At 50.7% G+C, this 15,898-nt stretch carries 7 protein-coding genes and 1 pseudogene; 1 reads left to right on the top strand and 7 read right to left on the bottom strand.

All coding sequences use genetic code 11. The features are described 5' to 3' along the window. Positions 1-571: 571 nt before the first annotated feature. The 3 genes and pseudogenes from IQ209_RS17135 to IQ209_RS17125 form a co-directional block, all read right to left on the bottom strand. Positions 572-841, bottom strand: a complete 270-nt coding sequence (locus IQ209_RS17135; RefSeq protein ID WP_193852410.1) for a helix-turn-helix transcriptional regulator — start codon at positions 839-841, stop codon at positions 572-574. Between the two features lie 1,237 nt (positions 842-2,078). Continuing rightward, the gene (locus IQ209_RS17130; RefSeq protein WP_193852409.1) at positions 2,079-2,501 is read right to left on the bottom strand and encodes a hypothetical protein; all 423 of its coding nucleotides are present in this window, start codon (positions 2,499-2,501) and stop codon (positions 2,079-2,081) included. Positions 2,502-2,964: 463 nt separating this feature from the next. Continuing rightward, a pseudogene (locus IQ209_RS17125) lies at positions 2,965-3,219 on the bottom strand (transposase domain-containing protein); the annotation flags it as partial. A 481-nt stretch (positions 3,220-3,700) separates the two neighbouring features. Between IQ209_RS17125 and IQ209_RS17120 the strand changes: the two are divergent. Next, positions 3,701-3,943 carry a SymE family type I addiction module toxin gene (locus IQ209_RS17120; RefSeq protein WP_193852408.1) on the top strand — a complete coding sequence of 81 codons (243 nt, stop codon included), beginning with the start codon at positions 3,701-3,703 and terminating at the stop codon, positions 3,941-3,943. Positions 3,944-3,990: 47 nt separating this feature from the next. Here the strand turns inward: IQ209_RS17120 and IQ209_RS17115 are convergent, their stop codons facing one another. The 4 genes from IQ209_RS17115 to IQ209_RS17100 all read right to left on the bottom strand — a co-directional run. Then, the gene (locus IQ209_RS17115; RefSeq protein WP_193852407.1) at positions 3,991-4,374 is read right to left on the bottom strand and encodes a hypothetical protein; all 384 of its coding nucleotides are present in this window, start codon (positions 4,372-4,374) and stop codon (positions 3,991-3,993) included. Beyond that, positions 4,375-5,034, bottom strand: a complete 660-nt coding sequence (locus IQ209_RS18500) for a hypothetical protein (RefSeq protein ID WP_228005957.1) — start codon at positions 5,032-5,034, stop codon at positions 4,375-4,377. Positions 5,035-5,095: 61 nt separating this feature from the next. Next, positions 5,096-5,554 carry a hypothetical protein gene (locus tag IQ209_RS17105; protein WP_370588430.1) on the bottom strand — a complete coding sequence of 153 codons (459 nt, stop codon included), beginning with the start codon at positions 5,552-5,554 and terminating at the stop codon, positions 5,096-5,098. Further along, a partial coding sequence (locus tag IQ209_RS17100; protein ID WP_193852405.1) for a hemagglutinin repeat-containing protein occupies positions 5,554-15,898 on the bottom strand: 10,345 nt, incomplete at its 5' end. The genes IQ209_RS17100 and IQ209_RS17105, both read right to left, overlap by 1 nt.

Genomic DNA, 15,898 nt, shown 5'->3' with positions numbered 1-15,898 from the left:
CCCTGCATCAACATTGATGGTATGAAAAGATTATTGATACCGATCTGGCATCCCGTGTAGTTTACACCTGACTTGACATCAGAATCAATTACTGAAATCATTACCTTAAACGAGAAAAGGGCAACTGTTAAAACAGCTACCCTGTCATCTTGTCTTAAATGTTCTAATTAACCTTAACAGTACAAATTGAACTGATTAGGCTTTAACATTTAATTAACGATTGATTCTTTTTTGCGCTTTTGTCAGGAAATTTAACAACCTACGACAAACCCGCATGGAAACTTGGTGCCGGAGGCGGAATCGAAAAACATTATAACTTGTTGAATAATCAAAGTCTATAACCTCACTTTTCTTTTATGCCCCTTTTAATGCCCCCAGATTTTTTTGCTTGCTTTTTATTTCATATATGAATGATTTTTATTATTTATATCACTAATTGTGTGCTTTTTAAGCATCTTAAAGCAAAAAAGCCGTGATGGTTAAAAATGGTCAAATTTGTCTGCCATTTCACGCTCAGGGCTTAAGATAAAAAATGTTCATTTTTAAGACATCGATCACAAATTACAGCGGGTTATTCCTGTGGCTTACTGCGAACTTTACGCTCAATAAGCTGACCATGCCGATCAAAATAACGGCTCGGCCAGATTTCTGAAGGATGGGTTTCAAGATAGTTAGCGATGATCCATTCGCCTTTAGGCCACTGTCTGCTGAGTGCATTTGCGAGTGTTGATGAACTGAGTCCAGCTTCACGAGAGAGCGCGGCTAAGGTTGTACCGCGCTTACGTAATGCTGCAATGATATCGGCCTGATGCCAGTCGTTTTGAACATTGTTGTTATTCATTCCTGCTATCCCTTCCATTAATTAATATTGATGGTGGCGATTCAAGCAGGGTTTGCACTACCGGAGATCAACCGATCCGGCGAGGCCGAAGCCTCCCCTGCCTGAACCGCCATAGAAAAGGCGAACGCAGGCGCACTGGCAGAAACATCCTACCAGTGGGTTGATCATTACAGGGGTGCAAATCCCTCACCATTGGATTTTGCCAATGGCGGGAATACTTTAAATGATTGTTTTACCTAATACAATAACCGAGCGACTAAGTTTAACGGCTATAACTCCTCTCAAGAGCGCATAAACTCAGGGAAGAATACAGACGGCGAAATCAATCTTTGTTGTTTGTTCTCGTTCGTAATCGCTTCGCTATCCGTATTTTCCCTTTGTTTTTCAGACTTATTTTACTCATTTCGAAACATTTTCCCTGCGTGTCGGTTAGGTTTACCGTTCCGTGGTACGTCAGATAATGTGTATACAGGGCGAGAGGTTGCGGTGAGTTTTTGCAGGAGTTCGCTACGTGCTCAGCACGGCGGTGGAATACTCCCCGTTCAGTGCCTGAACTCAGTCAGGATGAACGCCTCATTATTCGTGACGTGTGATACTCCTTTCTTTACTGCATCGGCCTGTTACAAGGCAGTGGGTGAAAAATAAGCGAAATAAGTGAATTAAGGCAAAAAAAAATGCCAATGAAAAGTGGTGACACTGAGTAAAGTATGGTTCAGATCGTTCGTAAAGCCAGACCGGACGTGCTCTGGACGTTGACGCTTGGCAGCGTCACTTGGTCATCGCTCCGCTCAAACACAAGTGACGCCGCGCCGTTTTCAGGACGTTTATCGTGATAGATACAAAACGTGGGTGAATGTTGTATCGGTTAACACTGTATCGATTAGCTTGAGGTGGGGCATATTCTGCCCGGTTATGTCGGTAGCCGGTGGTGAATCACACCGGGAAACTTTCATCACCAACCGGGGTTATTGGTCTGATGATATCTGCTTCCAAAAGTGCGCAGATGTACCGCATGGTATGCACTCCCTTGCAGGCTACGGGAGTTTTTACTTCGCCGCTTAGCGCTGATCCTTGCAGGCGAGGGATCATAAGTAACAGTTAATACCTTATCGGTTGGACTGAGCAAGGTCAAACTTTTGTTCGATATTAAGGTGAGAAATTCAGCGAAAAAGTCCCAACGTCAGGGTAAATACGGTCTTAAACTCATAGTCCGTAACCTATCGGGAACACCATTCCCTTATCCTTTAATCTCTAAAGGATGTTTATATTTAATGCCGGTTAATTCTGACAAATCGACCTCTTTTCCTGTCGTGAGAAAAAGGTTTCTGCGCCTCAGGTTGTACAGATGAAGGCAATGCTCACACATATCAGCCACATTCGCCGGATTTTTGATTGCCTTGAGTGTCCTGACTGCGTATTTACCACATCGGCACCGCACGACATAGATGGCACTGTTTTTATGGTTACCCCGTTGCGATAAAGGACGAACCCCTAACACGGTAAAAAAGCCATATTCATAACCCTGGATCTGCATCAGTATGTTGATTAAATTGAGTTCTCTTTTATTTAAACGCAAATCATACGTCGTTTTGTAAGGAATAAAATGACTGGATCGTTTTTGAATTTTCTTTCTCTTATCATTTTTATCGGCATCACTCATCACTTTTCCTTATTCATTTGAGAATAGATTAAATTTTTTCAATTTAACTCTTTTTATTATTAATTCAATAGCGAAAAAACTAAATGTAATAGGTAGATCAGATCCGGAGCTGTGTATTCCCATCACCATAAACGGCGAAGCCTCAATGGCTTCGACCATTGAGGCTTCTATAAATTGTCTACTACCATAAACAAGAAAGTTTAATATAATAGAACATGACAAGTATAGCACTTTTAGTGTAAGTCACCTTGAGTGAAATGGCATTAAGTCATTTAGCTTTTTGTGATACAGCTCATGAACATTAAGCTAATGCAATTCCAACATGAAATATAAAAAGACAGAAAATGGATATCCCCCCTGGATTAAGAAAAGTCATAAATCAATTCAATAATACATTTTCGTTAAATAACTGTAACCGTCCGGTGATCTCACCTTGCATTGCCAGATAAGCACAAAGTGGGATCTAGCTAAACGGGTTTTCAGGCCAGGGCAGAAGTTCATTCAATCGGTTGTTCGGCCAGCTGGGTAACCGACGGAGGACATCACGTAACCAGACCCTGGGTTCATGGCTATTCGCGTGGGCCGTTTCCAGCAAACTCATCACCATGGTGGCCCGCTGCCCGGCGGCTAATGAGCCCGCAAACAGCCAGTTTTTTCGCCCCACAGCCACACCCCTGATCGCATTTTCCGCCCGGTTGTTATCTATCGGCACGTGGCCATCATTCAGGTAGCACACCAGGGGCGCCTCTTCCATGAGATGCAGGCGTGAGAGCGGGGTTTCCAGTACCGTAATATCCGTTGCCGCATCTTCTTCAAACTGGTCGCGTTGGAGACTGGCCGGGAGGGTTACCACCAGGTAACCAATATTGATTAGCTCCATTTTCATTACCAGATGGTATATTCAAATTCTTAAATTCACTCCTTGGTATATAAAAAACCCCTGTATCTGAATTGGATAAATATCCTTTAGTTAACCCTAATTTCTCTTCAACTATAGATAAGTTTCCTTTTGATTCAGCCATCAGTTTATCCGATGAGGAGCAAAAAGCGTTGATTATGGTGATTGACAGTTTTGTTACCAAGTCAATGATGGAAAAAGTTGTTATGAAGAGCGCCAAGCGCTGAGATGACGCGGCTACCATGAGTTCGCACCTCATGATAGCCGCTGACCACACAACCAACTATGTAGGAGTTGATTTATGGCTGAACGCGATTGTAATGTAAATTCAGGCGGTTCGAAAGCGCAACGCCGCTATAAAGTCGGCTATATCAGCCGATGTCACGCCGACCGACACACTGGCATGACCCGTTATTACAGCCAGCATCCCAGCCTGCACCTTAAAGGCAACTGGCTGGAAGAAGCGGGCTTTGCCACCGGGCAGCCGGTGAACATCACCGTTGAACGGGGGCAGCTGATTATCCGGCTGGTTGAGAATGATTGACCGCTAAAAGGAGATCCCAGAGCTTAGCTGGGATCAGTATTTATTGATTACCACCACTTAGGATAATCATTAAATGCCTCGTACAATGCACATTTCGACTCATCGGTCAGCTTTTCTCTTCCTTTTGCTGATGTGATATAACCATCTAGATTTTCTTTGGCACATGACCATTCAAGTGAGTCCTGAACAGGGTTTAATAGCAATTCAAAAACCCCATTCATATCTTTAAGACGAGCTATATCATTTCTACGTAAGTTGTCGATAAATGAGTCAAAACATTGACATTCTATCCATAGCTGCATGTCCACGTCTAAACTATATCCAAACTTATCTACTCGGATTGTAAGATTAAATTTCATTGACGGTACATGCTCATCAAGCTCTATTACATCTAATGTAATGTTTATAGGGTTTTTAATTTCTATATCCATTTAATGTGCTCCTACATAACGGGCATGGATGATCGTTGGCAACTCAGTTGCTGTTCGTGGTGGTTTAATTTCTAGTTGCCAGCCATCTACAGTAATTCTCTCACCATATGGCATTTTGTTTTTTGTGGCAGTATTTACAGCAGATTGGAAACTTCTTAGTTCTTGTTGACTAGCCAGTCTCACAGCTTCAGGCGTATGCGTAACAGCTTTTGATGCTGCGTACTCCACCATATGTTCGGTAGCATTTCCATGTACCCAGACTTTCTTCCCGTTCGGTAATGACATTTCAAAAGATTTAGGAATTACGGAGCCAGGATACATTGGCTGGGTGCCTTTAATGGAATCGAAAACAGTCCCTGTTGACAACTCACTATTCTTCGCAACATTTTCTGTTTTTCCATTCGACAATGACTTCCCATCAAACTTACCAACCGGATGCTCAACATTCGTCACTGTGTCCTTATCCTTCGGACTAAACTTCCCTTCCCCTACTTTCCATTGCGGTGATGAACCTTCTGCTTTACTACCCGAAATAGGATTTTTAGCCAGAGTCAAGAATGCCTTAGCCGCCACATACTGCATCACCTTCGCTTCACTGGTCGGGATGCCGCTGGCCACAATTTCAGCGGTTTTCTCCGGTGTCATTTTCTCATTGGACATCACCACATCCAACGGGACACCGAAGAACATTCCAGCATTATCAAGTTTGAGCTAATACAAATTATGGCAACATTAAACTACCGCCACATAATAAACCATCTTGATTAAATTGAAGATGCAACGCATATTTTTGATACTCGTATTTTATCCAGCTGTTAATGAAACCAAGGAGCATGTCCATTTTGCCTCCCCCTTTCATTAACGGCTCTCCTAATACCTGTACTACTTTCTCTACACTCCATCCTTCACTAATATTAGATAATAGGCACCCTGTAAAACAGGCATAATCTTCATTACCATCAAAATAAAAGTGAATATGGTTTAGTACACCCTGTCGGAAGCCTATTTCTATTCCAGAATGAACAAAACTGTAATAAGTCGTTTGCCCAACTGGATCGTTATATTCTGAAGGATCTTGTGATATTTCAGCCTGTTCTCCTATCGCTAGACAGAGTTCATTAAACTCTTTAGATGATTCTGTTGTGCCAAGGGCACTAGTAAATCTGCTCCAATCAATCATCACTTAGTCACTCCCATCTGACGATTACGTTCTATGATTTTTTTGACTGCATCATCAACCAATTTAGGATCATAACCACGCTCTATCATATTCTTTCTTAATGATTCGGTATCACGACACACTGCTCCACAGAGATTCACTGCATCTTGCTGAACTTGTTGTGGGGTATTTTTCCCCTTATAAGTTGGCCCCGCAGCATGAACGTCTTTAGGAACTTCTACAGCTGTAGCATTTTGATAAAGAGATTTTGTTTCGTCTTTTGTAAGAGGACGGCCCAGTTCATTTTCTTTTGCTTTTTTCAGTGCTGCAAACGATGGAATATGATCATGCTCTAACCTGTCCCCCACGACTGCTCGAGATTTTAATTCCTTATAGGAGCCAACGTCGAGCGCTTTAACAGCCTGGATCTCATCACTGGCTTTGTTTATTAACTTAGAGGCTTCAGCAACATTCCCTTTCGCCAGCGCTTTTTCTGCCGCTTTGATGGCTTTACCCGCAGCATCACCTGCAACTGGTACCAAACCGACAACTGCTGCCAGATACTCTACCGCACTCTGGGCTTCCGCAAAGCTCTTGATATCACCTGCAATCGGAACGAAGTCAATTCCGAAAGAAGTCGCTCCTTTAAACAGTTCTGTCCGGTAGGCATCTATTTTGGCCGAACAAGCATCAGGACTAAGTCCAGTACAGTGTTGTACCTTAAGCTCAGTTTCTGCCACTTCAATCTGTTTTAACGCCTTTTGGTATTTGTCAGCCTGTGATTCGCCAGATAACTGACGTTCGACAATATCACTCAGGGCATTATTTTCGACTGCATTTTTCGCCGTCTGTGCTCCGTCCACCCCCCCTGCTGTAGAGTTAGTCGCCAGTCCTGCGGCAATCCCACCGGCCAGCATGGACAGGTTACTGACGGTTTCCTTCTCCGCCGGTGACAGTTCGCTTTGTTTCTTATTCGGGTACAATGCACTAATAATAGCAGACGCGGCCAATTCCCCACCCACCGCGCCCGTTGCCCCGGCAGTGGCCGAGCCGCCTTTCATTTCTGCAATAACCCCGCCCAAAATCGCATGCGCCATCAGGTTGGTGGCTTTTTCTTCCGGCGTCAGATCATCATAGTGGTCTTTACCATTATAAGTCAGCGCCTTCACACCATTGGCAAGATACGGCGCTGCACCGCTGGCAATGGCTGATTGGATATCACCGCCCGCCAGACCCTGCAATGCCCCGATGACTGCCGTCACCGCCTGACGCTGACTGCTGCCGATATCGGCGCCCTGCTCTCTGATGGCACCGTCATAGGCTATCTTATACGCCCGGTCAGCAAGGCTTTTCGCATTGATTTCCTGACCTTCAGCCTTCAGTTGTTTTTCGGCATCCTTCTTCAGATCCAACTGTGTTTGCGGGTCTTTCAGTTTTTCCGTCGCGGCTTTCGTCGCCTTAATCGCTTCATGCGTATTGTAGATATCCATCACCTGGGTGCCGATTTCAGCGATAGCCTGCGCCTGAGCCAGACGTTGCTGCTCTTTTTCCTTGTCAAAAATCGGACTCAGGCCATTGGCGGCGTTATCGGTATCCCGGCTTAAGGTAAAAACATCCTGTTTCTGCTTATCCACATCCCGCACCACAATCGTGCCGTCACTGACCGCCGCATGCGTGGTCGACGACTGGCTGTCACTCTTATTGGTGCCGGCCAGTATATTTGACGCCATATTGGTGCCCAACTGACTGCCCACCGCACCGCCGGTACTGATACCGACACTTTGGTGCTCCGTTTTGTACTCCGCCTTGTTCTGGATATCACTAAAGCCCAGTGTGCCGGTGTCAAGTCGGTTTTTATCCTTATCCGCCGTGCTGGCAATCACGGCACCGTCAAGCTGGGTGTGTTCCCGGACCTTGATATCAAACCCGCCTTTGCCGGCAAAAATGCCTGTCTGCTCGTTCACCGAATCAAACGTGCTGTGCAGCTTGTCACGGCTGGCATTCACACTGGCCGAACCGCTCATCGAGCCATAGGTGAAGCTGGCTCCGGCGCTGACATTTTCCTGCTTGCTGTCGTAATTGTCCTTATCCTGTTCACTTTGCAGGTGCAGGTTGCGGCCAACATCGGCTGTCACTGTCTCCCCGCTGACCTGTGCCCCTTTCAGCGTCGTATCCTGCCCCGATTTCAGGTTGACCTGATGACCGGCATCAACCCCCGTTTCGGTATGGGTCACCCCGTCGCCGGTTTCATGGCCTTTTCCCTTGTTAACACTGGCCGAGAATTTAATGCCGTAACCGCCCTGTCCGGCGGTCAGCCCCACGCCGACACTGCCGCCTTTGCTGCTGTTCTCACCCCGGGTAGTCTGGGTATTTTCAGCCGATTCCAGCACGATATCGCGTTTCGCCGCCATATCAATATCATGCCCGGCTTTCAGGCTGCTGCCTTTGACCAGAATATCGCCACTGTCAGAAACCGAATTGTCTCCGGTGGCTTTAATGCGAATATCCTGCCCGGCACTCAGGCTGCTGCCCTGTGACTGCATCTGTTCCGTGCGGGTTTCTGATTTCGCCGACTGGCTGCCATAAGCAAGCTGGATACCAATGGTGTCGGTCGGTTTTTTAGCCTCCCCGCCCGCCTGGTTAATCGCATCGGCTTTTGCGGATTCAGCCTCACTGAGCTGCCACGCCTGGTAGCCCTGCACCCCGGACAGCGTCGCCTGCGTGCCTTTCAGCGCCTGCAAGCGGCTGTCTTTTGTGTCTTTGGCTTCATTGGCCGTTTTGACGGCAGTGTCAACGGCACTGCCCACCGCCCCGGAGAGTGCCAGCGTCAAACCTGACTGCTTCTGCTCGGTTTGGCTCAGTTCGGTATGGCTGTTTTTCGCGGCCGTCATCACCACGTCTTTGGCTTCAATATCTATATCTTTGCCGGCAATGATATCGCTGCCATGCACAGTGGCCTGTTCGCCGGCACGCAAGGTGACCTGGCCGTCACTGCTGCCCACGGTGCTGCCTTTTTGCACAGTCGCATCACTGTCATGGGCTTGTTTGAACGCCGAACTGCCCATCGTAAAGCCCACGCCCCCAGTGCCCATCAGGCCGGATTTTTTCTCTTCTTTCTGGGTGAACTGATGATTACTCTCTTCGGCCGTGGTGATGTTCAGATGCTGGCCGGCATGGAGTGCCACATCCCGGGTGCCCACCACATTGCTGCCCTGAACGGTGGTATCCTGGCCGGACTGGATGTTTACCGTATCGCCGCTCAGGGTGCTGCTGACTGCCTGGGTGCGGTCATATTGCTCCCGGGTGGTAGTTGTGGTGGAGGAAACCCAACTGTTGCTGCCTTTTACCTTCCGGTATTCGTCATGGGTTTGCTGCTGCTCACCCGCCACGATAGCCACATCCCGTCCCGCAGCCACTTGCAGCGTTCTGCCCGCCGTGATACCGGTTGCCCGGAGATGAATATCACTGCCGGCGCGCAGGCTGACCTGCCCGGCACTGTTGATGTCCGTGCCGGTTTCCCCCGATCCCGCATGAGTCAGGTAATTGTCCCGGCGCCATTCAAGGTGTTCACCCTGCGCGGTTTTGGCGGTCCCGAACTGAATATCCCGTCCCGCGTCTAACTGGATCTCACTGTGTTGACCCTGTGACATCAGTTGGGCGGCCGACGTATAAATATCCTTGCCTGCCCGCAGGTGCAGTTTGCCATCCGCCCCCTGCACATACACCCGGGCGACGTTATCCACGTAAGTGGTGCTGAACCGGTTATTGCCGGCCTGATTTTCACCGCTGCGGGTGGTACTGGCGATATCAATCGTATTCCCTGCCCCTATCGTCAGGGACTGACCGGCGCCAATCGCCCCGCCCCGCTGGACCATATCGGTCCGGGCCTGCAAATCAATCTGGTTGCCTTGCAGCAGACCACCCTGATTGCGGATATTCTCTGCCAGGATGTTGATATCCTGGCCGATAATCCGGCCCTGGTTAAGCAGGTCGCCACGCAGTTGCACATGGACCTGGCTGCCACTGAGCAGGGCGCCGGCGCCATCCAGTGAACTGGCCTGCGTGCGTACATATACCTGGGGAACCAGCACAGTTTGCCGGCGGCCGTCCGGTAAGGTAACGGTGGCATTGACCAGCCAGACCATGTCTTCGGTGAGATGGGCCATCTGTTCCGCATTCAGGGCAATCCCCGGCGCCAGATTAAAGGCGTGCTGAGCACGCACACCGGCATTCATCAGAGTCTTAAATTGTTCCTCGTCATTCTGGTGCCCCGGCAGATAACGTTTGCCGGTCAGGTTAATCACCTGCTCACGGATCAGGCGCTGTTCATAGAAACCATCTCCCAGACGTTTATGCATGTTATTGTGATCCCAGCGCAGCTGCTGTTGCATATAGTCCGTTCCCAGCCATTTTTTCAGCTGGGTAAACTGCGGATCGGTTTCAACCAGAGGCAGGTTGTCAATCACAGAAGCCACTGATTTGGGTTGCGTATTTTCGGGCGGCAGGTTCAGTTTAAATAAGCTGTTGTCCGGTAACTGATAATTCGGCACTTCCGTGCGAACGATAAGGGGTTTTTCGCCCACATTTGTGATTTTTTCCGCCACACCGGTGGGTTTCTCGCCTACACTGGTGATTTTTTCCGCCACACCGGTGGGTTTCTCGCCCACGTTGGTGATTCTTTCCGCCCCGCCAAGGGATTTCTCGCCCACATTGGTGATTCTTTCCGCCCCACCAAGGGATTTCTCGCCCACATGGGTGATCCTTTCATCCCATCCGGTGTTTTTTTCACCGGCGCTGGTCAGCTTTTCACCCACCGTGAAGGTTTTACCCGGTTCGGTCAGTTTTTCCCCCGCAATAACCGGCGTCTCTGCTGCGCCACCGGTCATTGTCGGCCTTTGACCTGTCACTGCCGCGGGCGGGATAATCACTTCCAGCCGCTGTCCCGGCCGTAAGGCGACTTCACGCGGCGGGGTGGCCGCTTCCGTCAAACCGGCATTAATTTGCCCGCCCTGGACGGGCGTTATCTGTGTCACGGTGCCCTGATAATCCGCCGGCCGCTGACCATCCAGCGTGACCATACCCTGTGATGACCGGACCGTCCCGGGGGTCAGGGTGATAGTCTGGATTTGTTCTGGGGGTTCATAGTGCGATGACCCCCAGCCTTGCCGGTCACGCCCTTTTTTCTTAATACGCCAAAAATTCTCCACCTGGCCTTTATCGGTGATATAGCGCTCACCCGGCATATCCAGGTTATTGATCTCCCCGCCCGTGACCGTCAGCAATCCCCCGGTCACCACCTGGCTCTTGTCGTTCGTCAGTGTCGTGGTATCGATAACCAGGTTTTTACCGGCCAGTATCTTCGCCGGATCGGTTTCTTTCACCCGGGTTTCGTCTGTCGTGCGGGTGTACCGGTAAATCTGGAAGTTATCCCGGCATCCCAGGTCATCCACACAGACGTGATCCACTTCATCATTATCAATCGTGATACGGTGGTTTTTCGTATCATAACGTTGCCCCCAGACCTGATATTCTTCCATGGGTGCCTGCGAAATGCGCTCAAGTTGGGTCTCAAAATGATCATTGACGTTATTGATGGTGTCGGCCGCCAGCCGCATCTCCCCCATGGCTTCCATATAGGCGCTGTGGTTATTGATAATGTTCCCTTTCCCGCTGGCCTGATAGCGGTCATCCAGCTGGCCGCCAAAGGCAAAATCCCCGTCACTGTAAATCAGGCTGTGGCTTTGGTTATTTAATGCTCCCACACCCAGATCAAGACGTTGGCGGGCCGCAATCACCGCCGATTGACCCTGAGACATGATGTCGTTGTAATGGCCCGATTTTGTCGCAAGCCACTGTTCCAGTTTTGCCTTTGTTTCAGCATCCACCCAGTTATTCAGCGTCCCCGCTTCAATGGCGATATGATCACCGTAAATCCGCCCGCTGCCCTGGTTGGTCAGTTCGGCGGCACGCAGGTAAGTTTGGCCACCATCCAACAACCCGGTGTTAACGAGGGCATTGTTGACGATCCATTGATGGTGATCTGCCAGGATTTTCCCGGTGGCCTCGTTGGTCAGGTTATCCGCTTCCCCCGCCAAGGTGCCGGCACTGATCAGGCCGTGATTGATGACATGGCCCTGACTGCTCAGCCGTAAACGCCCATTGGCCATGATTTCACCGGTATGAATAAAATCTTTCAGCAGCGTCAGCTGGATATCGCCCAGTGAGCGCAGTTTGCCGTCACCGGTGGCCGCGTCGGCATCCACTGTCAATGTCTTCCCGGCTTTGATCTCACCGTCCGTATTGGTGACCACCAGTTGACGGCCCTGCACGGTCAGTTGCTGGTTGGCCTGTAACTGTCCCTGTGTGTTATCGAGCGCCGAAACCAGTTTTAGCGTGGCATTTTCGGTGCCGAATAGTTGCCCCTGGGCATTGTGCAGTGTGTCCGCTGTGATAAGGACATTTTTACCCTCAATCCCGTTATCCTGCTGTTGCGTGTCCTGATTGTGGATGGCCTGCGCACGCAATTCGGCATCACCGCCACTGCGGATTAAACCGGCTGTATTATCCATGTGGTGAGTGACGCGCGCGGTCAAATCGCCCAGCGCCAGTATCTGTCCCCGGGTATTGAGCAGCTCACCCGTCTCAATACGCAGCCCGGCCTCGCTCAGGATCTTACCCTGTTGACGGTTATCCAGTTGTTTCGCGGTGAGCGTGGCCGATTTACCATGCAGGGTGCCGCGCTGGTTTTTCAGATCTCCGCTCTTCACCTCCAGGGCGCCCTGACTGTCAATCACGCCCCCGGTGTTATCGAGGGTCTGCCCCTGCGTATCGACAGATAAATTCTGACGGGCGATGATCCGCCCGGATTGGTTATCCAGCCTTTGGCCTGTCAAGGCAAACTGGGTCTGCGCGGCCAATAATCCCAGCCGGTTATGGATATTACCCGCCGTGATAGCCAGGCTGCCTAATGAGGCCACGACCCCACTTTCGTTATCCAGCTTCCCGGTATTCAGCACCATAGCCTGTTTGCTGGTGATCCCGTGATGTTCTCCACTGTTGTGGTTCATTAAGGATTTGGCGTTAAGTGTCAGTTTGCCGCCACTTTGTAACAAACCCTGATCATTATTCAGCATATCCACATGCAATTGGGTGTCTTTTCCGCCCAGAAGCTGACCGTGCCAGTTAAGGAGCGTGTTTCCGCTCACATTCAGTCCGCCATGGCTTTCAATATGGCCGGACTGGTTATTCAGATCCGCGACCGTCAGGCGCAAAGCCCCCTGGCTGAACACACCGCCGTGCTGGCCACTGTCCCGGTTATCCAGCTGCTGACCGTGAGTATCGATGGTCAGGTTTTGGCCGCTGTGTATCGACCCGTAGCGGTTCAGTAATTCACCGGTTCGCAACGTCATCTGCCGTTCTGCGGCTATAAGACCCGCGGTATTATTCAGTTGCTGCTGGTGCGTATCGATATCCGCCGTACCCGCACGGATTTGACCTTTTTCGTTGTTGATTGTTTGAGCCGTCAGTTTCAGGTTGTGCTGACCGGCAATTTTCCCTTCAGTATTGGTGAGCTGCCCGGTGGTCAGGGCAATATCCCCGTTCGACGCCGCCATCTTCCCCTGCCGGTTATCGATTTCGTCAGCCACCACGCTCATCCCGGCTGAGGCGACTAACTGGCCTTGCTGGTTATTCAGCCGGTTTTTTACCGTGACCTGAAGCTGACCGTCTTCTGCTGCAATGAGTTGGCCCGACAGGTTATTCAGCGCCGCTGCCTTGACCTTCACCGTACCATTAGCCGACATCGTTCCGCTGCCATTATCCAGTTCCTGCTGAATATCCAGCGTCATTACACCGGTGCCCCGTTGGGTCATCGTCCCTGAACGGTGATCCAGTGACTGAATATGAGCCGTGATGCGTTGTGCCGACGTCTCGCTGTTCACCAGATGGTAATCCCCCCCATCCAGTTTCAGTTCACCGTCAGAAATCAGGAGACCGGCGTTGCCCTGAAAGTGGCCCGTGTCAATGGCCATCACGCCGGTTCCGGCATGGATCAGTTTGCCGTTATCATTCGTAATGCGCTGCGCCTTCAACGTCAAATCCTGCCCGCGGGATTCAATTATCCCGGCCGTATTGTCAATCCCACCTTGATGATCCAGGATAAGCGACTGCGGCCCGGTCTGGGTGATTTTACCCTGCTGGTTGTTCAGTGTCTGGCTGCGGAGGGTCAGCGTTTCCGCCCGTAACCGGCCCCGCGTGTTATCAATCCGTTCCGGTGCCGATAACGTAAGATGTTGACGGGCGCTGACGCTGGCATCCTGTAAATGTAACTGTGTGTCAGACGTCAGGGTCAGATCGCCGGCCTCCGTTTGACTGCCCGCCAGTGAGAGTTCTTTGGCGTTCACCGATAACCGGTCATGGGCCATATTCTGCCCGTGAAGCCGGGCTTCCTCGGTGGTTTTCAGGGTCAGGTTACCGTACCGGGTCAGCCTGAGCGTGTTATCCATACCGGCCGCCACGGTACTGCCCTGATGGCTATACAATGACGTGCTTTGGCTTTCAAGGTGGCGCCCGGCCAGTATGCGCCCCTGGTTGTCGAGGTGCCCGCGGGTGGTGATGGTCATGTCCTGCCCGGCGGTGATGTCTCCCCCATTGTTCAGGTTGCCCTGATCAGGCAGGGTTACATCACCGAATGCCCTTATCACGCCGTGGTTGGTCAGCTCACCCGGGCTATGGAGCGTCAGGTCTCCCGGTTGGGATAAATGGCCTGCCTGATTATCGACACCTGCGGCCAGCACCCCTTTTTCCTGATTGGATAAAGAAGCACTGTGGATATTCAGGTGACGGCCAGCCAACATTTTGCCCAGGTTAACCAGGTGTCCGGGCGTTTTAAGCCGGATATCGCGGCCAGTACTCATCTCCCCCGCATTTTCCAGCGCCGCCTGATTGTCGATAATGATATCATCCGATGCCGCCATGACCCCCTGATTGGTCAATTGACCACGACTGTCGAGGGTCAGATTACCCGGCTGAGTCGGTTTGCCATGCGGGTCAGTGCCTGCCGCCAGTTCCCCTTTTTTCTGGTTTTCTAATGCCGCACTGTGGATATCAAGGTGATGACCGGCCAACACCCTGCCCTGATTGATCAGATTGCCCGGGGTGTTGAGCTTGATATCACGACCCGAACTTATCTCTCCCTGATTTTTCAACTCAGCCTGATTCTGGATATCGATATCATCCGAGGCCATCATCACGCCCTGATGGGTCAGTTGACCGCGACTGTTGATGATAAGATTGCCCGGCCGGGTCAGTTTGCCCTGATCATCCGTACCGGCCGCCAGCACCCCGTTCTGATGACTGACGAATGAGGCACTGTGGAGATTAAGATGACGGCCTGCCCGTACTTTTCCGGCATTATCGAAAGCATCACGGGCTTTGAGCGTGATATTGCCACCCGAAGTGATATCGCCTGAGTGATTAAACGCGCCTTCATGCTCAATATGGACAGACTCGGAAGCCGTGATAGTGCCCTGGTTGTCCAGTTTGCCCTGGCTCTGGATCTTCAACGTTCCTGACGGCTTTTTATCACTCCCCGCGACCAGCTTACCCGCTTTCTGGTTGTCTACATCGGCACTGTGGATATCAAGGAGATGGCCGGCCAGTACCTTGCCCTGATTGGTCAGATTGCCCGGGGTGGTGATCCTGATATCATGGTCAGCGCTTATCTCCCCCCGGTTCTCCAGCGCGGCCTGATTATCAAGGGTGATATCATCCGACGCCGTCATCACCCCCTGATTGACCAGTTGACCGCGACTGTCGATGATAAGATTGCCCGGCCGGGTCAGGTTGCCCTGAGCATCCGTACCCGCCGCAAGCATCCCCTTCTGATGACTGACTAATGAGGCACTGTGGATAGTAAGGTGACGGCCTGCCAGTACTTTTCCGGCATTATCGAAAGCATCACGGGTTTTGAGCGTAATATCGCCTGAGTGATTAAACGCGCCTTCATGCTCAATATGGACAGACTCGGAGGCGGTGGTGGTGATAATGCCCTGGTTGTCCAGTTTGCCCTGGCTCTGGATCTTCAACGTCCCCGGCAGCTTTTTATCTATACCCGCGGCCAGCTTACCCGTTGTCTGGTTGTCTAAATCGGCACTGTGGATATCGAGGTCATGGCCGGCCAGCACCTTGCCCTGATTGGTCAGCTTGCCCGGGGTGGTGATCCTGATATCATGGTCAGCGCTTATCTCCCCCTGATTCTCCAGCGCGGCCTGATTATCGATAGTGATATCATCCGACGCCGTCATTACCCCCTGATTGACCAGCTTGCCGTGACTGTCGATGATAAGATTGCCCGGCCGGGTCAGG

This window comes from Xenorhabdus sp. BG5 (genome assembly GCF_015163665.1).
In the GTDB taxonomy this organism is placed as follows: Bacteria; Pseudomonadota; Gammaproteobacteria; order Enterobacterales; family Enterobacteriaceae; genus Xenorhabdus.
This window is presented reverse-complemented; position numbering and strand designations above follow the sequence as displayed.